General features: G+C 72.4%; 24 protein-coding genes, 1 pseudogene and 1 riboswitch. Of the genes and pseudogenes, 14 read left to right on the forward strand and 11 right to left on the reverse strand.

The window, feature by feature from the left end; translation table 11 throughout:
- Positions 1-21: 21 nt before the first annotated feature.
- The 3 genes from AB0E88_RS21610 (at position 22) to AB0E88_RS21620 (ending at position 2,481) form a co-directional block, all read left to right on the forward strand.
- Positions 22-513 carry a DUF5304 domain-containing protein gene (locus AB0E88_RS21610; protein WP_361632702.1) on the forward strand — a complete coding sequence of 164 codons (492 nt, stop codon included), beginning with the start codon at positions 22-24 and terminating at the stop codon, positions 511-513.
- A gap of 108 nt (positions 514-621) precedes the next feature.
- A complete protein-coding gene (locus tag AB0E88_RS21615) occupies positions 622-1,575 on the forward strand; it encodes an ROK family glucokinase (RefSeq protein ID WP_361632704.1) in 954 nt (317 codons plus the stop codon).
- A 147-nt stretch (positions 1,576-1,722) separates the two neighbouring features.
- Entirely contained in the window at positions 1,723-2,481 is a 759-nt protein-coding gene (locus AB0E88_RS21620; protein WP_361632706.1) for an endonuclease/exonuclease/phosphatase family protein, read from the forward strand.
- Here the strand turns inward: AB0E88_RS21620 and AB0E88_RS21625 are convergent.
- Positions 2,478-3,086, reverse strand: coding sequence for a hypothetical protein (locus AB0E88_RS21625; RefSeq protein ID WP_361632708.1), 609 nt, complete (start codon positions 3,084-3,086; stop codon positions 2,478-2,480). The two genes, AB0E88_RS21620 and AB0E88_RS21625, sit on opposite strands and share 4 nt — an antisense overlap.
- Positions 3,079-3,858, reverse strand: a complete 780-nt coding sequence (locus AB0E88_RS21630; RefSeq protein WP_361632710.1) for an alpha/beta fold hydrolase — start codon at positions 3,856-3,858, stop codon at positions 3,079-3,081. Before AB0E88_RS21630 ends, AB0E88_RS21625 begins: the two co-directional genes overlap by 8 nt.
- Before the next feature lie 169 nt (positions 3,859-4,027).
- Here AB0E88_RS21630 and AB0E88_RS21635 point away from each other — a divergent pair, with 169 nt between their 5' ends.
- From AB0E88_RS21635 to AB0E88_RS21655, 5 genes and pseudogenes are all read left to right on the forward strand, one after another.
- A complete protein-coding gene (locus AB0E88_RS21635) occupies positions 4,028-4,774 on the forward strand; it encodes a lysophospholipid acyltransferase family protein (RefSeq protein ID WP_361632712.1) in 747 nt (248 codons plus the stop codon).
- Positions 4,775-4,804: 30 nt separating this feature from the next.
- Positions 4,805-6,028, forward strand: a complete 1,224-nt coding sequence (locus AB0E88_RS21640; RefSeq protein WP_361632714.1) for a DUF5931 domain-containing protein — start codon at positions 4,805-4,807, stop codon at positions 6,026-6,028.
- The gene (locus tag AB0E88_RS21645; RefSeq protein ID WP_361632716.1) at positions 6,025-6,702 is read left to right on the forward strand and encodes a response regulator transcription factor; all 678 of its coding nucleotides are present in this window, start codon (positions 6,025-6,027) and stop codon (positions 6,700-6,702) included. The genes AB0E88_RS21640 and AB0E88_RS21645 overlap by 4 nt, the downstream gene beginning before the upstream one ends.
- A gap of 89 nt (positions 6,703-6,791) precedes the next feature.
- On the forward strand, positions 6,792-7,820 hold the full coding sequence (locus AB0E88_RS21650; protein WP_361632718.1) for a 6-phosphofructokinase: 1,029 nt from the start codon (positions 6,792-6,794) through the stop codon (positions 7,818-7,820).
- Positions 7,817-7,999: pseudogene (locus tag AB0E88_RS21655) on the forward strand (2-hydroxyacid dehydrogenase); the annotation flags it as partial. The gene AB0E88_RS21650 and the pseudogene AB0E88_RS21655, both read left to right, overlap by 4 nt.
- Here the strand turns inward: AB0E88_RS21655 and AB0E88_RS21660 are convergent.
- Complete coding sequence (locus AB0E88_RS21660; RefSeq protein WP_361632720.1) at positions 7,951-9,831, reverse strand: anthranilate synthase family protein; 1,881 nt, start codon at positions 9,829-9,831, stop codon at positions 7,951-7,953. The pseudogene AB0E88_RS21655 and the gene AB0E88_RS21660 sit on opposite strands and share 49 nt — an antisense overlap.
- Positions 9,832-9,930: 99 nt before the next feature.
- Positions 9,931-9,987: a trp operon leader peptide gene (locus AB0E88_RS21665; RefSeq protein ID WP_361632843.1), complete on the reverse strand. Its 57-nt coding sequence runs from the start codon at positions 9,985-9,987 to the stop codon at positions 9,931-9,933.
- An 86-nt stretch (positions 9,988-10,073) separates the two neighbouring features.
- On the opposite strand from AB0E88_RS21665, the gene AB0E88_RS21670 reads away from it, so the two are divergent.
- From AB0E88_RS21670 to AB0E88_RS21680, 3 genes are all read left to right on the forward strand, one after another.
- Positions 10,074-11,546, forward strand: a complete 1,473-nt coding sequence (locus AB0E88_RS21670; RefSeq protein WP_361632722.1) for a hypothetical protein — start codon at positions 10,074-10,076, stop codon at positions 11,544-11,546.
- Positions 11,547-11,651: 105 nt separating this feature from the next.
- A complete protein-coding gene (locus tag AB0E88_RS21675; protein ID WP_361632724.1) occupies positions 11,652-13,001 on the forward strand; it encodes a class II 3-deoxy-7-phosphoheptulonate synthase in 1,350 nt (449 codons plus the stop codon).
- Between the two features lie 182 nt (positions 13,002-13,183).
- Positions 13,184-13,426 carry a (2Fe-2S)-binding protein gene (locus tag AB0E88_RS21680; protein WP_361632726.1) on the forward strand — a complete coding sequence of 81 codons (243 nt, stop codon included), beginning with the start codon at positions 13,184-13,186 and terminating at the stop codon, positions 13,424-13,426.
- 38 nt (positions 13,427-13,464) lie between these two features.
- Here AB0E88_RS21680 and bfr read toward each other — a convergent pair whose 3' ends face one another.
- The gene (gene bfr, locus AB0E88_RS21685; protein ID WP_361632728.1) at positions 13,465-13,944 is read right to left on the reverse strand and encodes a bacterioferritin; all 480 of its coding nucleotides are present in this window, start codon (positions 13,942-13,944) and stop codon (positions 13,465-13,467) included.
- 185 nt (positions 13,945-14,129) lie between these two features.
- Between bfr and AB0E88_RS21690 the strand changes: the two genes are divergently transcribed.
- Positions 14,130-14,762 (forward strand): sulfite oxidase-like oxidoreductase, encoded by a 633-nt coding sequence (locus tag AB0E88_RS21690; protein WP_361632730.1) that lies wholly within the window; start codon positions 14,130-14,132, stop codon positions 14,760-14,762.
- A 67-nt stretch (positions 14,763-14,829) separates the two neighbouring features.
- Here AB0E88_RS21690 and AB0E88_RS21695 read toward each other — a convergent pair whose 3' ends face one another.
- The 6 genes from AB0E88_RS21695 to thiO form a co-directional block, all read right to left on the reverse strand.
- Positions 14,830-15,393 (reverse strand): DUF4396 domain-containing protein, encoded by a 564-nt coding sequence (locus AB0E88_RS21695; RefSeq protein ID WP_361632732.1) that lies wholly within the window; start codon positions 15,391-15,393, stop codon positions 14,830-14,832.
- A 75-nt stretch (positions 15,394-15,468) separates the two neighbouring features.
- Positions 15,469-16,341, reverse strand: coding sequence for a deoxyribonuclease IV (locus AB0E88_RS21700; protein WP_361632734.1), 873 nt, complete (start codon positions 16,339-16,341; stop codon positions 15,469-15,471).
- Positions 16,342-16,420: 79 nt separating this feature from the next.
- On the reverse strand, positions 16,421-18,355 hold the full coding sequence (gene pknB / locus AB0E88_RS21705) for a Stk1 family PASTA domain-containing Ser/Thr kinase (protein ID WP_361632736.1): 1,935 nt from the start codon (positions 18,353-18,355) through the stop codon (positions 16,421-16,423).
- Positions 18,356-18,495: 140 nt separating this feature from the next.
- Positions 18,496-19,290: a thiazole synthase gene (locus AB0E88_RS21710; RefSeq protein WP_361632738.1), complete on the reverse strand. Its 795-nt coding sequence runs from the start codon at positions 19,288-19,290 to the stop codon at positions 18,496-18,498.
- Between the two features lie 3 nt (positions 19,291-19,293).
- Complete coding sequence (gene thiS, locus AB0E88_RS21715; protein WP_361632740.1) at positions 19,294-19,494, reverse strand: sulfur carrier protein ThiS; 201 nt, start codon at positions 19,492-19,494, stop codon at positions 19,294-19,296.
- Positions 19,491-20,681: a glycine oxidase ThiO gene (thiO, locus tag AB0E88_RS21720; RefSeq protein WP_361632742.1), complete on the reverse strand. Its 1,191-nt coding sequence runs from the start codon at positions 20,679-20,681 to the stop codon at positions 19,491-19,493. The genes thiS and thiO overlap by 4 nt, the downstream gene beginning before the upstream one ends.
- Positions 20,679-20,792: riboswitch (TPP riboswitch) on the reverse strand. (Overlaps the previous gene by 3 nt.)
- A 52-nt stretch (positions 20,793-20,844) precedes the next feature.
- Here thiO and AB0E88_RS21725 point away from each other — a divergent pair.
- Positions 20,845-21,216 carry a hypothetical protein gene (locus AB0E88_RS21725; protein WP_361632744.1) on the forward strand — a complete coding sequence of 124 codons (372 nt, stop codon included), beginning with the start codon at positions 20,845-20,847 and terminating at the stop codon, positions 21,214-21,216.
- Positions 21,217-21,248: 32 nt separating this feature from the next.
- On the forward strand, positions 21,249-22,481 hold the full coding sequence (locus AB0E88_RS21730; RefSeq protein ID WP_361632746.1) for an FAD-dependent oxidoreductase: 1,233 nt from the start codon (positions 21,249-21,251) through the stop codon (positions 22,479-22,481).
- Positions 22,482-22,551: the final 70 nt, after the last annotated feature.

Raw genomic sequence — 22,551 nt, forward strand, 5'->3', positions numbered from 1 at the left:
AGCCGTAGTCAGGAGTGCGTCATGAGCGAAGAGCGCCCCCCGTCCGGTGCCGGTGAGCAGGAGAACGCCGGCGAGGAGTTCCGCGCCACCGACGCCGACGCCTGGGCCAGCGCCTGTGCCGAGGACCTGGCGGCGGAGAAGGCCCGCCGGCGCGCCCAGCACGGCCCGCCGCCCGGCTCGGCCGCCGAGGAGCTGAAGAAGCTGGTCGACTCGGTCGCCGAGAAGCTCTCCGGCATCCAGTCACCGCTGCTCGGCTCGGTCGCCGGGCCGGCCGCCCAGCAGGTGGTGCGGCAGGTCGTGGAGCAGGCCAAGGCCGCCGTCGAGCCGGTCATCGAACGCAACCCGGACGTCTTCGACCACCTCGCCGCGGCCGGCAGCGAGCTGCTCGCCGCCTACCGCTCGGCCGTGCAGGCCCAGGAGAAGCGCTGGACCGCCGGCGCGAGCGACCTGGACGAGGACCTGCGCGGACGCGGCGGCGACGACGGCCCCGGCCAGCGCATCGACCTCGACTGAGCCCCGCCCGCTTCGGCGCCGGGTCCACCGGGCGGACGACGGCGACCCGAGGGCAAACGCCTCGGGTACCGTTGGCCGTAGCGGGGCTCGACCGAAACTGAGGGATTCATGGGACTCACCATCGGCGTCGACATCGGCGGCACGAAGATCGCGGCCGGCGTGGTCGACGAGGAAGGCAACATCCTCTCGACCTTCAAGGTGCCGACCCCCACCACGCCCGAGGCCATCATCGACGCCATCGCCTCGGCGGTGGAGGGCGCGCGCGCGGGGCACGAGATCGTCGGTGTGGGCATCGGCGCCGCCGGATACGTCAACCGGCAGCGCTCCACTGTCTACTTCGCGCCCAACATCGACTGGCGCAACGAGCCGCTGAAGGAGAAGGTCGAGGCGCGCACCGGCCTCCCGGTCGTCGTGGAGAACGACGCCAACGCCGCCGCGTGGGGCGAGTACAAGTTCGGCGCGGGCAAGGGCCACCGCAACGTCATCTGCATCACGCTCGGCACCGGTCTCGGCGGCGGCATCATCATCGGCAACAAGCTGCGCCGCGGCCACTTCGGCGTGGCCGCCGAGTTCGGCCACATCCGCATGGTGCCGGACGGCCTGCTGTGCGGCTGCGGCTCGCAGGGCTGCTGGGAGCAGTACGCCTCCGGCCGCGCCCTCGTGCGCTACGCCCGGCAGCGCGCCAACGCCACCCCGGAGCGCGCCGAGATCCTGCTCGGCCTCGGCGACGGCACCCCCGACGGCATCGAGGGCAAGCACATCTCCGTGGCCGCCCGCCAGGGCGACAAGGTCGCCGTGGACTCCTACCGCGAGCTGGCCCGCTGGGTCGGCGCCGGCCTCGCCGACCTGGCCTCGCTCTTCGACCCGTCCGCCTTCATCGTCGGCGGCGGCCTGTCCGACGAGGGCGAGCTGGTCCTCGACCCGATCCGCAAGTCGTACAAGCGCTGGCTGGTCGGCGGCAACTGGCGCCCGGTCGCCGAGGTCCGCGCCGCGGAACTGGGCAACGAGGCCGGCCTGGTGGGCGCGGCGGACCTGGCCCGGGAGCCCGACCCGATCATGTGACGCCACGTTCCGGCGCACGGCCACACCGCTGACCCGACGGGCGCGGGGAACTGCGCGACCAGCCACGACGAACCGGCGGTCGCGCACGTACCCCCGCGCCCGAGTCATGTGGCGCCCCCGGCTCCCGCAGCGGCTTAAATGGACGGCATGGCAACCCCGCTCCTCCCCAACTCCCGCACGGAGCCCGATGGTTCCGCCGTCATCCGCGTCCTGAGCTACAACATCCGCTCCCTGCGGGACGACACGGCGGCGCTGGCCCGCGTCATCCGCGCCTGCGCCCCCGACCTGGTCCTGATCCAGGAGGCCCCGCGCTTCTTCCGCTGGCGCAAGAAGCTCGCCCGTCTCGCCCACGCGGCCGACCTCGTCATGGTCACCGGCGGCGCCACCACCACCGGGCCGGCGATCCTGTCCAGCCTGCGCGCCACCGTCGAGCGCACCGAGGACGTCCTGCTGCCCCCGCCCCGCGATCCGGATCTGCACCGCCGCGGCCTCGCCATGGCGGTGGTCCGCTTCGGCGGGGTCCGCCTCGGCGTCGTCAGCTGCCACCTCTCCCTCGACGACGAGGAGCGCAGCACGCAGGCCGGCCTGTTCCTGGACCGGCTGGCCACGCTCGGTGTGGACCACGTCGTGGCAGGGGGCGACATCAACGAACGTCCCGACGGCCCCGCCTTCCGCCGTATCGCGGGCTCGTTGCAGGACTGCCATGCCGTGGCGCCCTGGGGGCGGGCGCACACCTGGACCCCGGCCGACCCCTACCAGCGCATCGACGCGATCTTCGCCACGAAGGAGATCGAGGTGCTCGGCTGCGGTGTGCCCGTCGGCGCCCCGGGTGTCTCGGAGGCAGACCTGAGGGCGGCCACCGACCATCTGCCGGTCCTGGCCGCCCTCAGAGTTCCCGTCGGTTAGACGACCGCCCCGCGCCCGGGGTCCCCGTCGTCCTCCTCGTCCGTCCGCATCCGCATCACCAGCGTCACGCAGCCGCCGAGGAAGCCGCCGACCGAGAGGGTCGTCAGCCACCACGTCATGTCCCAGCGCAGCAGCACCGCCAGCAGGAGCAGCACCGGGCCGCCGATGACACCGAGCCAGGCGAACTTCGCCGTGGCGTCCGCCTCGGGCAGCGGCGGCGGCTCCGGTGGGACGAAGTGGCCCTCGTCGTCCTCGTCGAAGTCGTCGTCGGAGGGGTCGGGCGGGGTGTGGTCGCGCGGGCCGAGACCGGGGGCGAAGGAGATCGAGCTGCCGAGCGGCCGGGCCGGTTTCGCCGGCCCCCGCTTCCCGGGCTCGTCGTCCGTGTCCGGTTCCGGCAGCGCCAGATCCTCCACCGGCCGGAACGGTCTCCTGCCGGACGTCCCCCCGGCGAAACCAGGGGGGTCCGGCGGCTCCTCACCGTAGGCGGCGATGATCGCCTTCCACGCGGCCTCCTCGTCGAAGGGGACGCTCTGCTCCTGGGGCTCGCGCGCGTCGCGCTCGTCGCGGCCCTCGCGCTCCTCGCGCTCCGAGTCGTGCTCAGCCACCTGCCGCCGTCCCTTCCTTGCCGAAGCTGGGTGCGAGCCGGCCGATGAACGCGAGGCTCTCGGCGAAGATGCGGTCCGCGTCGTGGTCCAACGTCGCCACGTGGTAGCTCTGTTCCAGCAGGATCTCCGTGACGTCGGTGGACGAAACGCGGCTGAGGACGCGCGCCGAGTCGGCCGGCGGGACGACATGGTCCTGCGGGCTGCGCAGGAGCAGCAGCGGCTGCGTGACCTGCGGCAGCTCGCTGTCGACCAGCCGGAAGAAGTTCCGCAGCGAGTGCGCGGCGTGCAGCGGCACCCGGTCGTAGCCCAGCTCGGCGCTGTTCGGCTTGGCGATGTCGCTGGCGATGCCCTTCGTCGCCGGCACCAGGTGACGTACGACGGGAAGGGCGTGCGCGGCGAGGCCGTGCACCTTGTTCGCCGGGTTGACCACGACGACGCCCTCCACCGCGTCCCCGTGCCGCGCGGCGAGGCGCAGGGCGAGCGCGCCGCCCATGGACAGCCCGGCCACGAAGACGCGCGCACACCGCTCGCGCAGGGCGCGCAGCTCGCGGTCCACCTCCGCGTACCAGTCGGGCCAGCCGGTGACCTGCATGTCCTCCCAGCGGGTGCCGTGCCCGGGCAGCAGCGGCAGCGAGACGGTCAGGCCGTGCCCGGCGAGGTACTCCGCCCAGGGGCGCAGCGACTGCGGGGAACCGGTGAAGCCGTGGCAGAGGAGGACCCCCACCTCCCCGCCCTCGTGGCGGTACGGCTCGGCTCCAGGAAGGACCGGCACGGTCGGTCTCCTGTTCGTGAGAAGGGTGTGAACTGCTCCCAAGACTTCCAGGTGAGCTTCACCGTACGCGACGGCACTGACACCGACCAGGGGCGTCGGTCTCTTCGCGGCCCTCCGGGTTAAGGTCTGTTCGACACATACAGGAGGCACTCGGTTGTTGTACGGCGCGATGAAGGTTTCTATCGGAGGGTCGCTGAAGCTCGTCTTCCGGCCCTGGGTGGAAGGCCTGGAGAACGTCCCGGCCGAGGGCCCGGCGATCCTGGCGAGCAACCACCTGTCGTTCTCCGACTCGTTCTTCCTGCCCGCGGTGCTCGACCGCAAGGTCACGTTCATCGCGAAGGCCGAGTACTTCACCACCCCCGGGGTCAAGGGCCGGCTGACGGCGGCGTTCTTCAAGGGCGTCGGCCAGCTCCCGGTGGACCGCTCCGGGGCGCGCGGTGCCGGTGAGGCCGCGATCAAGAGCGGCATCGACGTGCTGGAGCGCGGCGAGCTGTTCGGGATCTACCCCGAGGGCACCCGCTCGCCCGACGGCCGCCTCTACCGGGGCAAGCCGGGCGGCCTCGCGCGCGTGGCGCTCGCCACCGGCGCGCCCGTGATCCCCGTCGCGATGATCGACACGGAGAAGATCCAGCCGCCCGGGAAGGTCGTCCCGAAGGTCATGCGGCCCGGCATCCGCATCGGCAAGCCGCTCGACTTCTCCCGCTACCAGGGCATGGAGCACGACCGGTTCGTGCTGCGCGCGGTGACCGACGAGGTCATGTACGAGATCATGAAGCTCTCCGGCCAGGAGTACGTCGACATGTACGCGACCGCCGCCAAGCGGCAGATCGCGGAGGCGGCGAAGGCGCAGAAGGAGGCCGACGCGGCGCTCGCGAAGGCCGAGAAGGAGCAGGCGAAGAAGGAGAAGGACGCTTAAGGCGCCTGCGGACCGACGGGGGTGGGGGACGTGGCTGGACGCGAGCGGGTCATGCGCATGTCGGTGGAGCTGCCGCTGTGGCGCGCGCTGACCGCCTACCGGGTGCTCACCATGCTGTACGCGGTCGGACTGTTCGCCACCGCCTACGGCCGCTTCACCCGCCCCTGGCTGGCCATCGCCTACTACGCGGTGCTGTGCGTGTGGACCCTCGCCACCCTGCCCCGGGTCGCCAACGCGCGGAGCTGCACCCGGCGTTTCCTCGCCGCCGACCTGACCGTGGCGCTCGCCGGCATCCTGCTGACCCCGCTCGCCGACGACCACCAGCGGATCATGGACGGTGGTCCGACGCTGCCGTCGATATGGACCGCCGGCGCGGTGCTCGCCTTCGCCGTCAAGGGCGGCTGGCGCTGGGCGGCGTACGCCTCCACGCTCGTCGCCGTCGCGAACCTCCTCGAACGCGGTGCCCCGGCCCGCGACACCGTCCACAACGTGATCCTCGTCTGGGTCGCCTCCATCGCCATCGGCTACGTCGTCGAGGTGGCCCGCGCCTCCGAGCGCACCCTGGCCCGGGCCCTGGAGATCGAGGCCGCGACCAGGGAGCGGGAGCGGCTCGCCCGGGACATCCACGACAGCGTGCTGCAGGTGCTCGCCATGGTGAAGCGGCGCGGTGCCGCGCTCGGCGGTGAGGCGGGCGAACTGGGCCGGCTGGCCGGAGAGCAGGAGGTGGCGCTGCGCACCCTGGTCTCCGGCGGCCTGGTGCCCGTCTCGCGGGTGTCCGAGGACGCCGCCGAGGGGGCGTTCGTGCGGGCCGTGGAGGAACCGGACGACGACGCCGGCCCGGTCGACCTGCGCGCCCTGCTGGCGCCGTACGCAGCGGACCGGGTCTCCTTCGCCGAGCCCGGCGCGCCCGTGGAGCTGGAGCCGCTCGCCGCGCGGGAGCTGGCCGCGGCGGTCGGGGCGGCGCTGGACAACGTCCGCCGGCACGCCGGGGAGGGCGCCCGGGCCTGGATCCTGCTGGAGGACGAGGCCGACGAGATCGTGGTGACGGTCCGCGACGACGGCCCCGGCATCCCCGAGGGGCGGCTCGCGCAGGCCGAGGGGGAGGGGCGGCTCGGCGTCGCCCTGTCGATCCGGGGCCGGCTGCGCGACCTCGGCGGCAGCGCCGAGGTGATCTCGACGCCCGGGCAGGGCACCGAAGTGGAACTGAAGGTACCGAAGGCGAAGGCCGCACGGGGGAAGGCGGGACAGCGATGAGTGAGCAGCAGGACCCGATCAAGGTCATGGTGGTCGACGACCACCCGATGTGGCGCGACGCCGTCGCGCGCGACCTGGCGGAGTCCGGCTTCGACGTGGTCGCCACCGCCGGCGACGGCGAGCAGGCCGTGCGCCGCGCCAGGGCCGCCGCGCCCGACGTGCTCGTCCTCGACCTCAACCTGCCTGCCAAGCCCGGCGTCCAGGTCTGCAAGGAGGTCGTCGCCGCCGACCCGGCGCTGCGCGTGCTGGTCCTCTCCGCGAGCGGCGAGCACGCCGACGTACTGGAGGCCGTGAAGTCCGGCGCCACCGGCTATCTGCTGAAGTCCGCCTCCACCGAGGAACTGCTGGACGCCGTGCGCCGCACCGCGGCCGGCGACCCGGTGTTCACGCCGGGCCTGGCCGGGCTGGTCCTCGGTGAGTACCGGCGCCTGGCCTCCGAGCCCGCGCCCGCCCCGGACGCCGGTGAGCCGAGCGCGCCCCGGCTCACCGAACGCGAGACCGAGGTGCTGCGGCTGGTCGCCAAAGGCCTGAGCTACAAGCAGATCGCCGAACGCCTCGTCATCTCCCACCGCACCGTGCAGAACCACGTGCAGAACACCCTCGGCAAGCTCCAGCTCCACAACCGGGTCGAGCTGGTGCGGTACGCGATAGAGCGCGGTCTCGACGACGAGTGAGTCGCCCGCGTACGGCCCCGTCGCACCGCTAGCGTGGAGAGCAGCAGCTCGCGGGGAGCAGCAGCGTGACGTCCGCGAAGGGACATCCCATGCGCGTCGGAGTACTGACCGGAGGCCGTGACTGCCCGGGCCTCAACGCCGTGGTGCGCGCCGTGGTCCGCAAGGGCGTCCAGGAGTACGGCGACGAGTTCGTCGGCTTCGTCGACGGCTGGCGCGGCCCGCTGGAGGGGGAGACCGTCCCCCTCGGCATCCCCCAGGTGCGCGGCACGCTGCCGCGCGGCGGCACCATCCTCGGCTCCTCGCGCACCCACCCGCTGGACGATCCGGACGGGGTCCGCCGGATCCGGGAGAACCTCGCCAAGGCCGAGGTGGAGGCGCTGATCACGATCGGCGGCCGGGACACGCTCGGCACCGCGGCCCGCCTCGCGGACGAGTACGGGCTGCCCCTGGTCGGCGTACCGAAGACCATAGACAACGACCTGTCCGGCACCGACTACACGGTGGGCTACGACACCGCCGTCTGCGTCGCGACCGCGGCGATCGACCGGCTGCACACCACCGCCGAGTCCCACAAGCGGGTGCTCGTCGTGGAGGTGATGGGCGGCGACTCGGGCTGGATCGCGCTGCGCTCGGGCCTGGCCGGCGGCGCGAACGTCATCCTGATCCCGGAGCAGCCCTTCGACGTCGACCAGGTGTGCGCGTGGGTCACCTCCCGCTTCCGGGCGTCCTACGCGCCGATCGTGGTCGTCGGCGACGGGGCGCGCCCGAGGGACGGGTCGATGGTGCTGCAGCACACGCCGGACGGCGGCCCCGGGCAGGTGCGGCTGTCGGGTGTCGGCGAGTGGCTCGCCCGGGAGATCGAGCACCGCTCCGGCAAGGAGGCCCGCACGACGGTCCTCGGCCACATCCAGCGCGGCGGTTCACCGAGCCCCTTCGACCGCTGGCTGGCCACCCGCTTCGGTCTGCACGCCATCGACGCCGTGCACGAGGGCGACTTCGGCACGATGGTCGCACTGCACGGCACGGACGTCGTACGGGTGCCGATCTCCGAGGCGACGGCCCGGGTGAAGAAGGTCGAGCCGAAGCTGTACGAGGAGGTCGGCGTGTTCTTCGGCTGAGCTCGGGCCGCTTCACGGGCGTCGGGCTGGACGTTCACGAGTGGGAGGCGGGCCTGTTCTTCCTCGACAAGTCCCTTCAGGCCACCGAGGACGACATCCCGGCCCGCCTCGTCACCTTCCCCGTCCTCGACTACACCGCGGGCCGCCGCTCGGGGAACGTGCTGGTGCCGCGCAGCTGACCCAGCAGCTCCCGCACCACCGCGGCGCCGTTCAGGGACAGCACCGACTCCGGGTGGAACTGCACCCCGCCGAACCCGGGACCCCGCACGGCGTGCACCTCGTGCGAGGCGTTACGGCTGACCTCGATGCCGTGCGCGGCCAGCTCCGCGGCGCTCTCGTCGTCGCAGCGGGCGACGAAGCTGTTGTAGAAGCCGACGGTCTCCTCGCGGCCGAACAGGTCGATCACCGTCTGCGCCCCCTGGTACGGCACCTCCTTGCGGACCAGGTCCAGGCCCAGCTCGGCCGCGATCAGCTCGTGCCCGAGGCAGACGCCGAGAACGCCGTGCCGGTGCCCGGCGAGGACGGCCGCGGTCAGCTCCCGCAGGACCCGCATCTTGGGATCGTCCAGGTCGCCGGGGTCGCCCGGGCCGGGGCCCAGCACCACCGGGCCCTCGTGCGCGAGGACCGCCCGGCGCAGGTCCGGCTCGTCGTAGCGCCGTACGGTGACGGTGAGCCCGGCGGCCCGCAGTACGTGCGCGAGCATCGCCGTGAAGGTGTCCTCACCGTCGACGACCAGGGCGTGTCCGGTCAGCTCCGCCGACGGCTCCTGCATCCGCAGCCAGAACGGCGCGAGGGAGGAGCGGCGCCCGTCGAGGGCGGCACGCACACGGGGATCGTCGGCGAGGCGCACGCGCGTGTGCTCTTCACGCGGGCGGGAGGGGCGCACGCCCAGCGCGGCGAGCACACCCGCCGCCTTCGCGTGGGTCTCCGCGACCTCACCGGCCGGGTCCGAGCCGCGCACCAGGGTGGCGCCGACCGGGACGCGCAGCCGGCCGGACGCGTCGATGTCGGCGGTGCGGATGAGGATGGGGGAGTCGAGGGTCTGCGCGCCGCCGGAGTCCCGGTCGAGCAGCGCCAGGGCGCCGGCGTAGTAGCCGCGTCCGCCCACCTCGTGCCGCTGGATGACCCGGCAGGCGTTCTGCACCGGCGAGCCGGTCACGGTCGCCGCGAACATCGTCTCGCGCAGCACCTCCCGGGCGTCCAGCGTCGACCTGCCGCGCAGCTCGTACTCGGTGTGCGCGAGGTGGGCCATCTCCTTCAGCCGCGGGCCCACGACGACCCCGCCCATGTCGCCGACGGTGCACATCATCTTCAGTTCCTCGTCGACGACCATCGACAGCTCCTCGATCTCCTTGCTGTCGGCGAGGAAGCCGAGCAGATGCTCCGGCGTCGGCCCTCCGGCGGGATAGCGGTACGTCCCGCTGATCGGGTTCATCACGACCGTGCCGCCGGACATCCGTACGTGCACCTCGGGACTCGCGCCGACGAGGGTGCGGTCCCCGGTGTGCACGACGAACGTCCAGTACGCCCCCCGCTCGCCCTCCAGCAGCCGCCGGAACAGGGCCAGCGCGTCGGCCCTCCCGAACCCCGGGACGCCGCCCTCGTAGGTGCGCCGGATGACGAAGTTGGCGCCCTCGCCCCGGCCGATCTCCTCGCGCAGCACCCGGGCGACGATCGCGCCGTACGCCTCGTCGTCGATGTCGAAGCCGCCGCCCTCGACCCGCACCGCGTGGGCGGGCAGCCCGGCGAGTGCGGTGTCGAGGGGCAGCGTGTGCCGCTCCTCGGGGACCAGCACCGCGAGCGGTGTGCCGTCGTCGCGGACATCGAAGCCGCGCTCGCGGATCTGCCGGAACGGCACCAGCGCCAGGCACTCGTCGGGCAGGTCGGCGAGGCGGTCGTGGTGGGTGACCGGGCCGATCAGCAGCTCGACCACGTCCTCGCGGTGGCCGGGGGTGCGGCGGCGCAGCAGGGCGAAGGGGCGGGGGTCGGACAGCAGGTCCGTGAGGTTCATGGGGTGGGTCCTTCTCGATCTGTCGATGGAGAGGAACGACCCCGGACACACCGAAGGCCGCCCCTCGGGCGGCCTTCGCGAAGTCTTGCGTACGCGCAGTCAGTGGGCCGCCGGAGTAGCGGTCCACCACCAGTTCTGGACGAGTTGCGCGAACATGCCGGGCACCCTACCCGATGCCGCCGCGGGTTACGATCCCCGTCTGCCTTTTTGGCATGTCCCTATCGACTCCACGGAAGGTGTGCATGGGACTCCTACGGGGAACCAGGCTGCTCGCCTGGCTCGCGGCCACGGCGGCGCTGCTGACGGCGCTGACCGTCCGTCCGGCCGCGGCCGCGGACACGCCGACGATGACGAAGCTCTCGCTCGGCGCCGACCAGTTCCAGCTCACGGACACCAGCTCCGTGTCGGCCGCGAACAACCTCTACACCAACCACCTCACCACTCACGCGACGCTGTCCGACGTCGTCACCACCGATCTCACCAGGAACTCCGCCGGCGCCGACGACCCCGGGCTGAACCTGCGCTCGATGCGCTCCTGCGCCGGCAGCGAGACCAAGGCCCTGCCCCCGGTGGGCACCAGGACGGCCTGGTGCTGGTCGCAGGCCCACGGCGACGACACCGACCCGCACTGGTGGCCGCAGGGCATGAGCAGCACCGGCACCGCCGACGGCGCCGACGGAACCATCCAGGGCCGCCACGCCCTGGCCGTCGCCTGGCACTACCGCACGCTCAGCGGCGAGACGTCCGCCGGCTGCCGGACCGACAACCTGCTCAGGCTCTCCCTGCTGGACCGCGACACCGGCAAGTACCGCCACATCCTGCTCGCCGAGCCCACCGGTACCGGCGGCAACTTCCGCTTCGTCACCGGCCACGGGGGCGGCATCGTCTGGTACGCCAACTACCTGTACGTCACGGACACCGCCCACGGCATCCGGGTCTTCGACCTGAACAAGCTCGCCAAGGTCGACACCTACGGCTCCGCAGTGAGCACCTACGGCATCGACGGCGCCGGCCGCTCCAGCGCCTGCGGCTACCCGTACGTCGTGCCGCAGGTGCACTACTACCAGCAGGCGGGCACCCCCTCCGACTGCTCGGGCCACAGCATCGACCCCGAGCAGCTGTGCTTCTCCTGGCTGTCCCTGGACAAGACCGGCGGCGCGCCCTACAAGCTGGTCGCCGGCGAGTGGCAGGGCTACACCGACGGTGGCCGTGTCGTGCGGTACCAGCTGAATCCGACCAGTGCCGGCACCTATCCGGGCCTGCTCAACATGTCCGGCGGCAGGACGGTGATCCAGGACGCCTGGGCCGCCTCCCGCTACCGGGGCCTGCAGGGCGGCATGACCTGGACCGACGGCCAGGGCGTGCTGAACTTCGCCTTCCACAAGGGCTGCGGCACCAAGCCCGGCGTCTACTCGCACACCTGGACGGGTGACACCCGGGCCGGCACCAGCTGCGCGGCCGGCGGCAACTGGTCGGCGGGCCCGCCGCAGGCCCTCAGCTACTGGCCCCGGCTCGGCGCCGAGCAGGTCGACGAGGTGTGGGGGCTGACCGAGGGCATCTGCGCGGGCACCGCCCTGAGGGCGGCGCACCCGGAGTTCACGGCCGCCACCGAGGAGGGCGACGCGTGCCTCGGCCACCAGGGCACCGGCAACCTCTCCCTGCGCGCGGTGTTCTCCGTCGGCTTCACCGATCCGGCGGTACAGGACCTGCACTGACGCCCCGGACGGGGTCCGCCTCGCACAGCCCGCGCGGCGGACCCGTCCGTCTCATCTTTTGAGCCACGGCATGGACGTCTGCGGTGACCCCGTAATGTTGAGGGCGTGACCGTGAACGCAACCAGCCCCAGCGCTGGCAACACCTGGCGAAACCTGCCCGCGGCGCAGCAGCCCGAGTACCCCGACCCCGAGGCTCTGCGCGCAGTGATCGCGGACCTCGAGTCGTATCCGCCGCTCGTCTTCGCGGGCGAGTGCGACCAGCTGCGCGCCCGGATGGCGGCCGTCGCCAAGGGAGAGGCGTTCCTCCTCCAGGGCGGCGACTGCGCCGAGGCTTTCGACGCGGTGTCCGCCGACCACATCCGCAACAAGCTCAAGACGCTGCTCCAGATGGGTGCCGTACTGACGTACGCCGCGTCCGTCCCGGTGGTGAAGGTGGGCCGGATCGCCGGCCAGTACTCCAAGCCGCGCTCGAAGCCGACCGAGACCCGGGACGGGGTGACGCTTCCGACCTACCGGGGCGACTCCGTCAACGGTTTCGAGTTCACCGAGGCCGCGCGGGTGCCGGACCCGGAGCGTCTGAAGCGCATGTACCACGCGTCGGCCTCGACGCTGAACCTGGTGCGCGCCTTCACCACCGGCGGCTACGCCGACCTGCGTCAGGTGCACGCCTGGAACCAGGACTTCGTGAAGTCCTCGCCGTCCGGGCAGCGCTACGAGCAGCTGGCGCGCGAGATCGACAACGCGCTGAACTTCATGCACGCCTGCGGGACGGACCCGGAGGAGTTCAAGACGGTCGAGTTCTACGCCTCGCACGAGGCGCTGCTCCTCGACTACGAGACGGCGCTGACCCGTGTCGACTCGCGCACCGGGAAGCTGTACGACGTCTCCGGGCACATGGTGTGGATCGGTGAGCGCACCCGGCAGCTCGACCACGCGCACATCGAGTTCGCCTCGAAGATCCGCAACCCGATCGGGATCAAGCTCGGCCCGTCCACGACGGCCGAGGAGGCGCTGCAGTACATCGAGCGCCTCGACCCCGACCGCGAGCCGGGCCGGCTGACGTTCATCGTCCGCATGGGCGCCGGAAAGGTCCGCGACAAGCTCCCCGAGCTGGTCGAGAAGGTCACCGCCTCCGGTGCCACGGTGGCGTGGGTGACCGACCCGATGCACGGCAACACCTTCGAGGCGGCCTCCGGGCACAAGACCCGCCGCTTCGACGACGTGCTCGACGAGGTCAAGGGCTTCTTCGAGGTCCACAAGGCCCTCGGCACCCACCCGGGCGGCATCCACGTGGAGCTGACCGGCGACGACGTCACGGAGTGCGTGGGCGGTGGCGACGAGATCTTCGTCGACGACCTGCACCAGCGCTACGAGACGGCCTGCGACCCGCGGCTGAACCGCAGCCAGTCGCTGGACCTGGCGTTCCTGGTCGCGGAGATGTACCGGGACCAGTGAGCGACCTGTACGGCGGCCAGTGACGGGGCCCGCTCGTAGGGGTTGTTTTCGGCCAAGAAGTGGGGCGCGGATCACACACGATCCGCGCCCCACGGCTCTTTTCCGGCCCCCGCACGGCAGGTAAGGTTAGGTTAGCCTCACCGATCAAGGGTCGGAGTGGCACGACCCCGACCGACCGGGAGGTGACCCGCGTGTTCGTCTGCAGCTGCTTCGGTGTGACCGAGGCCCAGGTCAAGCAGCACGCGGAGAACGGCGCCTGCACCCCCCGCCAGATCGCCTCCGCCTGCAAGGCCGGCACGGACTGCGGCTCCTGCGTGCGCCGCATCCAGGCGCTGCTGGGCCGGGGCTCCTGCCCGCGCCGCGACCTCGCCGACCAGGGCAAGCCGGTCCTCGCCGAGCTGCAGGATCTGGACGAGGCCGCCTAGGTGCCGGAGCCGCTCGGCCGTTCGGTCCTCGCGGTGGCTCAGCTCTCCGGCTGCTCGATGAGCTGCGCGATGTACAGCGCCTCGCCGAGCTTCTCGACCAGCTCCAGCTGGGTGTCGAGGTAGTCGATGTGGTGCTCCTCGTCGGCGAGGATCTCCTCGAAAATGTTCGCGGACGTGATGTCACCCTTTTCGCGCATCACCTTGATGCCGCGCCGGAGCCGGTCGATCGCCTCCACCTCGATCTGCCGGTCGGCCTGAAACATCTCCGTGACCGTCTGCCCGACCCGTACGTGGAACAGCCGCTGGTAGTTCGGCAGCCCGTCCAGGAACAGGATCCGGTCGGTGAGCACCTCGGCGTGCTTCATCTCGTCGAACGACTCGTGCCGCGTGTACTTGGCGAGCTTGGTCCAGCCGAAGTTCTCCTGCATCTTCGCGTGCAGGAAGTACTGGTTGATCGCGGTCAGCTCACCGGTCAGCTGCTCGTTGAGGAACTCGATGACCTCGGGGTCGCCCTGCATCGCGGCGGGCTCCTTCCACCTGGGGGATCGGGAGGTTGCGGCGGCATGATTGCACCGGCCTCGAGGATCGTCCAGTAAGTGCGCACTTAGTAAGTAAGTCCATGCTTAGCGGATTTGGCGGCGAGTTGTCCGGTTCAGGGGCGGCCTGGTCCTGTGCACTGCTCCCGGTCTGTCAGGATGGATACATGGGTCATCCGGTGGAGCGAGAATCTGGAGAAGCAGCAGCGTCCGAGCTTCCGCCGGGACAGCGAGTGCAGAAAGGCTGGCCGGTCACGCACTACGGACCGGTGCCCAAGTTCCGGCCCGAGCGCTGGGAGTTCCGGGTGTTCGGGGCCACCGCCGACGGCGCGAAGCACTGCTGGACCCACGAGGAGTTCACGGCGCTGCCGTACACCACGGTCGTCGCCGATCTGCACTGCGTGACCAAGTTCAGCATGCTGGGCGCCGAGTGGGGCGGCATCCCCGCCCGGGTCATCCTGGACATCGCGCCGCCCGCCCCCGAGGTCACCCATGTGATGGTGTGGGCGGAGTACGGCTTCAGCTCCAATCTGCGCCTCGCCGACTTCGCCGCCGAGCGCACGCTCTTCGCCACGCACAAGGACGGCGAGCTGCTGACCGCCGAGCACGGATTCCCGCTCCGGCTGGTCGTGCCCCATCTGTACGCCTGGAAGGGCCCCAAGTGGGTGCGGGGCGTGGAGTACATGACCGCCGACCGCCGCGGCTTCTGGGAGGAGCGCGGCTACCACAACATCGGCGACCCCTGGAAGGAGCAGCGCTACTCCTACCAGGAAGAGCCCGGGGACGGCCCCGAGCTCTGAGTCCTGCCGCCGCCGCGGGCCGGTGGCGGTACCGGTGCGTGGGTCGGTGGCGGTACTGGCGCGCGGGTCAGTGGTGGTACTGGTGCACCACCGCGTGGCCCTTGCCGCGGCCGATCATCCACTTGTTCACCGGGGTCGTCGCGACGAAGGCCAGTGCCAGCGAGATCGCCAGCGCGCCCCAGAACAGCAGATCGCCCAGCTGGGCGTCCATCGCCGCCGGCCACAGCGCGATCACACCGTTGTCGATCAGTTCCATCACGGCGATCGACAGGGTGTCCGCGGCCAGCGCCACCCGGAAGGCCGTACGGAAGTCGACGCCGGCCTTCAGCACGCCGCGCAGCGTCAGGGAGTAGCCGAAGACGAAGGCCAGCGCGATCGCCGCCACCATCGTCGCCACGTTGCCCCAGCCGAGCCAGGTGCCGATCACCATGCCCAGCACCTCGCCGATGGCGCAGCCGGTGAGGCAGTGCAGGGTGGCCTGCGCGGCCATGGCCCAGCTCGCGGCCGGCGCGTGGTGACGGCCGCCGTGGCCGTGGCCGCTGTGGCTTTCGTGGTCAGCGTGGTCGCTGTGGTCGCCGTGACCGTGGTCCGCGTGGTGGTGCGTGTGCTCGGCGTGCGCTTCGTGCTGCATGACTGCCCCCATGGCCAGGTAACGGTTCCTGCGACGACAGGAACCGTATACCCCCCTGGGGTATTCCTCAACGCGTTATGACACGCGGAGTTTCTTCAGCCGCTCCACGTCCGCCGCGTGCCCCTCCTTGCCGCCGGGCGTCTCGATGACCAGCGGCACCCCGTCGGTCGCGGGGTGCGTGAGCAGCGCGCGGAACGCGTCCTCGCCGATGTGACCGGCGCCGATGTTCGCGTGCCGGTCCTTGTGCGCGCCCACCACGTCCTTCGAGTCGTTGGCGTGGATCAGCTTCAGCCGTCCCTCACCGACCGTTTCCACCAGCAGATCCAGCGTCTGGTGCGCCCCGTCCGGCCCGGTCAGGTCGTGCCCCGCGGCGAAGATGTGGCAGGTGTCCAGGCACACGCCGAGCTTCGGGTGACGGTCCAGCGCGTCGAAGTACGGCCCGAAGTCCCAGGTCCGCGAGCACAGCGAGGCACCCTGCCCGGCCGTGGACTCCAGCAGCAGGAACGGATCGTCGTCATGGGTCAGCTCCTCCAGCAGCGGAAGCATGTGCGCGCGCACCTGCTTCAGCGCCACCTCCCGGTGCCGGCCGCCGGTCGCGCTGCCGGTGTGCACGACCACGCCCAGCGCCCCGATCTCACGCCCCCGCCGCAGCGAGTGCCGCAGCGACTCCACCGACCTCTCGACCGTCGCCTCCGTGTGGGAGCCGAAGTTGATCAGGTACGGCGCGTGCACGTACGCCGGGATGGACTCCGCCTCGCACGCCGCGCGGAACGCCTCGTCCTGCCGCGGGTTCCCGGCGGGCGTGGCCCAGCCGCGCGGGTTGGCGACGAAGACCTGCACGGTCTCGGCACCCAGGTCACGGGCGTACGGCAGACCGACGGAGTGCAGACCGCCGGCCACCGGGACGTGCGAGCCGACGGGGTTGCGCAAGGGGGATCGAGGTGTCACCCGTTCAGCCTGCCACGCGCGCCGGCGTGGCCCCGCACACGGCCGAGGTGGCCTCGGTCACCGCAGGCCCGCTGCTCCGTCAGCGGATGGTGATCGTGATCGTCGACCCCTTCGGCGCCTTCTCGCCGCCCTTCACGGACTGCTTCTTCACCGTGTCACCGAACAGCCCGAGCAGCCCGCGGTCCTCCTTGACCTGGAAACCGGCGTCCTTCAGGGCCTGCTTGGCGTCGTCGACGCTGTCCCCGACCACGTCCGGGACCTCGATCATCTGCGGTCCCTTGGACAGGGTCAGCGTCACCGTGTCGCCCTCGGCGGCCTGACCGCCGGAGTCCGGGGACTGCGCGGCGACCTGTCCGGCGTCGAGCTCCGAGTTCACCCGCTCCGGGGCGACCTTCACCTTCAGGCCGGCCTCCTCCAGCTGGGACCGGGCGTCGGCGAGGCCCGAGCCGGTGACGTCCGGGATGTCGACGGGGCTGCCCTTGCTGACCGTGAGCGCCACCGCCGAGCCCGCGCGGCGCTCCGTGCCCGCCTCGGGATCGGTGCCGATCACCGAGCCGCGCGTCACGTCGTCGCTGAACTCCCGGTTGATCATGCCCGGCTCCAGTCCGCTGTCCTTCAGCACGGAGCGGGCCTTGTCCAGCTTGTAGCCCTCCAGATCGGGCACCTTCACGGTCTCCGGGCCCTTGGACACGGTCAGCCGCACCGCGTCGTGGTCACGGATGCGGGCTCCCGGCTCCGGGTCGGTGCTGATGACCTTGCCCCGCGCGACCGTGTCGCTGTAGGCGTAGGTGACCTTGCCGGACTCCAGACCGGCCCGCTCCAGCCGCTGCTTGGCCTGCGCCTCGGACTGCGCCAGCAGCGGCGGCACCTTGGTGAACTGCCCCGAGTTGATGTACCAGACGCCCGAGCCGACACCGAACACCAGCAGCACGGCGGCGACCAGGGTGATCAGCCGCCGCCGGGAGCGCGAAGGCCCCGGGCGCGGAGGCACCGGCGGCGGGCTCTGCAAGCGGCTGGTGCGGTTCAGCACGGCCGCGCCGCCCTCGGCGTCCACGTCGACCGGCAACGGGCGGGGCACGGTCAGCGCGCGCGGGATCACGCTCGTGCGGTCGTCGGCGTTGTCGTGCTCCGCGGACAGCGCCTGCGGCGGCACCGCGTCCAGCTGCTGCTCGCTCAGCCCGGCCCGCGCCTCGCGCGCGTGCGCCAGCAGCGCCACCGCGTCGTGCGGGCGCGCCTCGGGCGAGCGGGCGGTCGCTGCCGCGACGAGTTCGTCCAGGGGGTGCGCCAGCCCCGGCACCAGGGTGGAAGGCGCCGGGACGTCCTCGTGCAGATGCTTGTAGAGCACGGCGGCCGGGGAGTCGCCGTCGTGCGGCTTGCCGCCGGTCAGCATCTCGTAGAGCACGACACCGCACGCGTACACGTCCACGCGCGGGTCGGCCGTGCCGTGCTCGATCTGCTCCGGCGCCAGATAGGAGACGGTCCCCAGCACCTCGCCGGTCGTGCTGGTGACGGTGTCCACCGAGCGCACCAGCCCGAAGTCGGCGACCTTGACCCGGCCGTCGTCCCCTATCAGGACGTTCTCCGGCTTCATGTCGCGGTGCACGAACCCGGCCCGGTGCGCGGAGCCGAGCGCGGCCAGCACCGGCTCCAGGATGTCCAGCGCGGCCCGCGGCTGCAGCGCGCCGCGCTCACGCAGCACGTCCCGCAGGGTGCAGCCGGCGATGTACTCCATCGCCAGATACACGTACCGGCCGTCCGCGCCTTGGTCGAAGACCTGGACCACGTTGGGGTGGGCCAGCCTGGCGACGGACTTCGCCTCCCGGATGAACCGCTCGACGAACGAGGCGTCGGCCGCGAGCGCCGGGTGCATCACCTTCAGCGCGAGCACGCGGTCCAGACGGGTGTCCAGGGCCCGGTAGACCGTGGCCATCCCGCCGGCCGCGATCCGCGCGTCGACGCGATACCGGCCGTCGAGCACCTGCCCGACGAGGGGGTCCGAGAGGGTCGTATCCACGCAGGCGAGTCTACGAGCCATGACCGACACCCCAGCCGTTTCACCCAGCCGGCGGGGTGACTGCAGCCGACCTGTGACGTGTCGCGCGCACCGGCATCACGCATGTCAGGCGCACCGCCACCCCCGAAGGGCCACCGGTCTCAGAAGGCCGGGCGCTCCGGGTCCAGCCGGGCGACGCCCTCCCTGGGCGAGGACGCCTCGGCGAAGTGCCGCTTGGGAATGCGTCCCGCCCGAAAGGCCAGCCGGCCCGCCTCCACCGCGTGGCGCATGGCCTCCGCCATCACCACCGGCTCCTGCGCCCGCGTCACCGCCGAGGCGAGCATCACACCCGCGCACCCCAGCTCCATCGCCAGCGCCACGTCCGACGCCGTGCCCGCGCCCGCGTCCAGGATCACCGGCACGCGCGCGTGCTCGACGATCAGCTGGAAGTTGTGCGGGTTGCGGATGCCGAGCCCGGAACCGATGGGCGAGCCCAGCGGCATGATCGCCGCACAGCCGACGTCCTGGAGCTTCCGCGCGAGCACCGGGTCGTCGTTGGTGTACGGCAGCACCGTGAACCCGTCGTCGACCAGCGTCTCCGCCGCGTCCAGCAGCTCGATCGGGTCCGGGAGCAGCGTGCGTTCGTCGGCGATGACCTCCAGCTTCACCAGGTCCGTGCCCAGCGCCTCGCGCGCGAGGCGGGCCGTGAGCACCGCCTCCCCGGCGGTGAAGCAGCCGGCGGTGTTCGGCAGCACCCGGATGCCGAGGCGGTCCAGCACCGACAGCACCGAGCCGTGCACGCCGGGGTCGACCCGGCGCATCGCGACGGTCGTCAGCTCGGTGCCGGAGGCGACCAGCGCCCGCTCCAGCACGTCCAGGCTCGGCGCGCCGCCGGTGCCCATGATCAGACGGGACGAGAACGGCGTACCGCCGAGGACGAAGGGGTCGTCAGCCATGGTTCAGCCTCCCTGGACGGCGGTGAGGACCTCGACGCGGTCGCCCTCGGCGAGGGCCGTGGTGGACCACTGCGTGCGCGGGACGACGGTCTCGTTGAGGGCGGCGGCCACCCCGGAGGGGGCCGCGGTGAGGGACGTCACGACGGCGTCGAGAGCCGTGCCGGGATCGACGCGGCGGGGCTCACCGTTGACGGAGATGTTCATGCGGGCTGCTCCGTGAGGGTGCGGGCGGGCTGCCGCGCGGCCGCGGCGGGGGCGAAACGCTTAGGGGTGAAGGGGCGGGCCTCGTCCGGCAGCTCACCGGTGACGAGGGCGTGGGCCAGCACGTCCCCGGTGACCGGGGTGAGCAGGACGCCGTTGCGGTGGTGCCCGGTGGCCAGCAGCAGCCCCTCCAGCGCGGTGGGGCCGAGCAGCGGCGCGTTGTCGGGGGAGCCGGGGCGCAACCCGGCCCGGGTCTCCGTGAGCGGCAGCTCGGTGATGCCGGGCACCAGCTCGTGGGCGTCGCGCAGCAGCTCGTAGACGCCGCCCGCGGTGACCGTGGTGTCCCAGCCCATCTCCTCGCTGGTCGCGCCCACGACCAGCTCGCCGTTCTCGCGCGGCACCAGATACAGCGCGCCGCCGCGCACCACCGCGCGCACGGTCCGGCTCAGGAACGGCGTCCGGTGGTCCGGCATGGTCAGCCGCAGGACCTGGCCCTTCACCGGCCGCACCGGCGGCAGTACGTCCTCCGGTACGCCCGCGAGGCGACCGCTCAGGCTGCCGGCGGCGAGCACGACCTGTCCCGCGCCCAGCTCCTCGCCCCCTCGGGTGACGACGCCCGCGGCGCGCTCACGGGAGACGACGAGCCGCTCGGCCCAGTCGCGCCGGAACACCACTCCGGCCCGCTCGCAGGCGGTGACCAGCGCGGCCGCCAGCCGCCGCGGGTCCACCTGGTGGTCGCCGTCGACCCGCAGCCCGCCGCGCACACCCGGCGCGAGCATCGGCTCCAGACGCCGGCACTCCCGGCCGGACAGCCACTCCGAGGCGAGGCCCGACTGCCGTTGCAGGGCGTGCAGTTCCTTCAGGTGGGCGCGGTCGTCGGCGTCCAGGGCGACGGCGAGCGTGCCGCTGCGGCGGTAGCCGAGGCCGTGGCCGCTCGCCTCGGTGAGTTCGGCCGCGAAGTCCGGATAGCGGCGCGCCGAGGCCAGGTTGAGGGCGAGCAGGGTCTGCTCGCCGTGGTGCAGTTCGGTGACGGCGGCCAGCATCCCGGCCGCCACCTGCGCGGCTCCGCCGCCGGGCTCGGGTTCCACGACCGTGGTGGCGAACCCCCGCTGCGCGGCCCGCCAGGCCGTGACCAGCCCGATGATCCCGCCCCCGATGACGAGGACGTCTGACGTACGCGTAGGCGACATGGGCGTCCAGCCCCTCCCTTCGCCGGCATGACCCGGATCAGGTTCGTACGGTCGGAGGCCGTCCCAGCCTCCCTCTCAGCCCGGTGCGTCCGGGCTCCCGCGAGTGCTTTACGGTGGCCACCCTAGCCCGTGCCGCTGTGTGTCTGTAAGGGAGCCTTCCGTCATGCCCCGGTCCCTCGACGGTCTCGTCCTCGCCCCGGTCGCCGACCAGGCACCAGGTCAGGTGGGCACGCGCACCCGCTTCACCTACCACGAGCGCGGCGGCGAGATCTGGGCGGAGTACGCCGGCGGCGACGTGGTGCGCGGGCACCTCGTGGGCACCCGGCAGGGGGACCGGCTGGACTTCCGGTACGTGCAGCTCAAGCAGGACGGGACGACCTCCGGCGGGCACTGCGTGTCCACGGTCGTCGAGCTGCCGGACGGGCGGGTGCGGCTGGAGGAGACCTGGGAGTGGGAGTCCCAGGAGGGCAGCGGCACCAGCGTGGTGGAGGAGCTGCACGCGCGTGTGGAGCAGGTCACGGCGCAGGACCGCTGACTGACGGTCTGTCAGGTGTCTATGGTGATCAGGTGAGCGAGCAGACGCAGCAACGGGGCACGTCATCGGCGGCGCGGCGGGTGGTCGTCGTGGGCGCGGGCATGGCCGGGGTGCAGACCGCGGTGGCCCTGCGCGAACGGGGTTTCACCGGCACCGTCACGCTCATCGGCGCCGAACCCCACCAGCCCTACGACCGTCCGCCGCTGTCCAAGGCCGTCCTGCTCGGCACGGCCGAGGGCTCCGCCTTCGACGTGGACTTCGAGGCGCTGGGCATCGAGCTGCGCCTCGGCTGCGAGGTGCTGGGCCTGCGCCCCGCCGACCATGAACTGGACACCGGGGCCGGACCCGTCCCGTACGACGTCCTCGTGCTCGCCACCGGCGCCGAACCGATCACCCTGCCCGGCGCCGAGGGCGTCCCCGGGGTGCACCTGCTGCGCACCCTGGACGACGCAGAGCGGCTGCGCCCGGTGCTGGCCGCCCAGCACGACATCGTGGTCGTCGGCGCGGGCTGGATCGGCGCCGAGTTCGCCACGGCCGCGCGTGAGGCGGGCTGCGCGGTCACCGTCGTGGAGGCCGCCGACCGCCCGCTCGCCGGGGCACTGCCCGCCGAGGTCGCCGCGCCGATGACCCGGTGGTACGCCGACGCCGGCGCCGAGCTGCGCACGGGCGCGCGCGTGGCGGGCGTCGAGCCGGGCGTGGTGGTCCTCGACGACGGCACCCGGCTGCCCGCCGGCGCGGTCGTCGTCGGCATCGGCGCACGGCCGGCCACCGGGTGGCTGGCGGGCTCCGGCGTCGCGCTGGGCCCGCGCGGCGAGGTGGTGGCCGACGCGCGTCTGCGCACCTCGGTGCCGGACGTGTACGCGGTCGGCGACTGCGCCTCCTTCCCCTCCGCCCGCTACGGCGAACGTCTGCTCGTCCACCACTGGGACAACGCCCTCCAGGGCCCGCGCACCGTCGCCGCGAACATCGTGGGCGACACGCCCGCGGAGTACGACCCCGTGCCGTACTTCTGGTCCGAGCAGTTCGGCCGCTTCGTCCAGTACGCCGGCCACCACACCTCGGCCGACCGCACCGTGTGGCGCGGTGACGAGTACGGACCGGCCTGGACGGTGTGCTGGCTGCGCGAGAGCCGGCTGGTCGCCCTGCTGGCGGTGGGCCGCCCGCGTGACCTGGCCCAGGGGCGGCGGCTGATCGAGGCGGGCACGGCGATGGATCCGGAGCTGCTGGCGGACCCGGCGAGGCCGCTGAAGGCGGCCACGGCCTGAGCCGTCCGGGGGTGTCGTCAGGGGTGTGCCGGGTGTGTCGTCCCAGGTCGACCGGCCCGGGTGGACCGCC

It is taken from the genome of Streptomyces sp. NPDC028635 (genome assembly GCF_040637635.1).
Lineage (GTDB): Bacteria > Actinomycetota > Actinomycetes > Streptomycetales > Streptomycetaceae > Streptomyces.

Bases quoted from the DNA above. Each gene is read 5' to 3' on its own strand.
- AB0E88_RS21660 (WP_361632720.1), bottom strand. From the start codon at position 9,831: ATGAACCTCACGGACCTGCTGTCCGACCCCCGCCCCTTCGCCCTGCTG.
- AB0E88_RS21615 (WP_361632704.1), top strand. From the start codon at position 622: ATGGGACTCACCATCGGCGTCGACATCGGCGGCACGAAGATCGCGGCC.
- AB0E88_RS21620 (WP_361632706.1), top strand. From the start codon at position 1,723: ATGGCAACCCCGCTCCTCCCCAACTCCCGCACGGAGCCCGATGGTTCC.
- AB0E88_RS21650 (WP_361632718.1), top strand. From the start codon at position 6,792: ATGCGCGTCGGAGTACTGACCGGAGGCCGTGACTGCCCGGGCCTCAAC.
- AB0E88_RS21645 (WP_361632716.1), top strand. From the start codon at position 6,025: ATGAGTGAGCAGCAGGACCCGATCAAGGTCATGGTGGTCGACGACCAC.
- AB0E88_RS21635 (WP_361632712.1), top strand. From the start codon at position 4,028: ATGAAGGTTTCTATCGGAGGGTCGCTGAAGCTCGTCTTCCGGCCCTGG.
- AB0E88_RS21710 (WP_361632738.1), bottom strand. From the start codon at position 19,290: ATGGCTGACGACCCCTTCGTCCTCGGCGGTACGCCGTTCTCGTCCCGT.
- AB0E88_RS21670 (WP_361632722.1), top strand. From the start codon at position 10,074: ATGGGACTCCTACGGGGAACCAGGCTGCTCGCCTGGCTCGCGGCCACG.
- AB0E88_RS21610 (WP_361632702.1), top strand. From the start codon at position 22: ATGAGCGAAGAGCGCCCCCCGTCCGGTGCCGGTGAGCAGGAGAACGCC.
- thiO (WP_361632742.1), bottom strand. From the start codon at position 20,681: ATGTCGCCTACGCGTACGTCAGACGTCCTCGTCATCGGGGGCGGGATC.
- AB0E88_RS21690 (WP_361632730.1), top strand. From the start codon at position 14,130: ATGGGTCATCCGGTGGAGCGAGAATCTGGAGAAGCAGCAGCGTCCGAG.
- AB0E88_RS21695 (WP_361632732.1), bottom strand. From the start codon at position 15,393: ATGCAGCACGAAGCGCACGCCGAGCACACGCACCACCACGCGGACCAC.
- thiS (WP_361632740.1), bottom strand. From the start codon at position 19,494: ATGAACATCTCCGTCAACGGTGAGCCCCGCCGCGTCGATCCCGGCACG.
- AB0E88_RS21725 (WP_361632744.1), top strand. From the start codon at position 20,845: ATGCCCCGGTCCCTCGACGGTCTCGTCCTCGCCCCGGTCGCCGACCAG.
- bfr (WP_361632728.1), bottom strand. From the start codon at position 13,944: ATGCAGGGCGACCCCGAGGTCATCGAGTTCCTCAACGAGCAGCTGACC.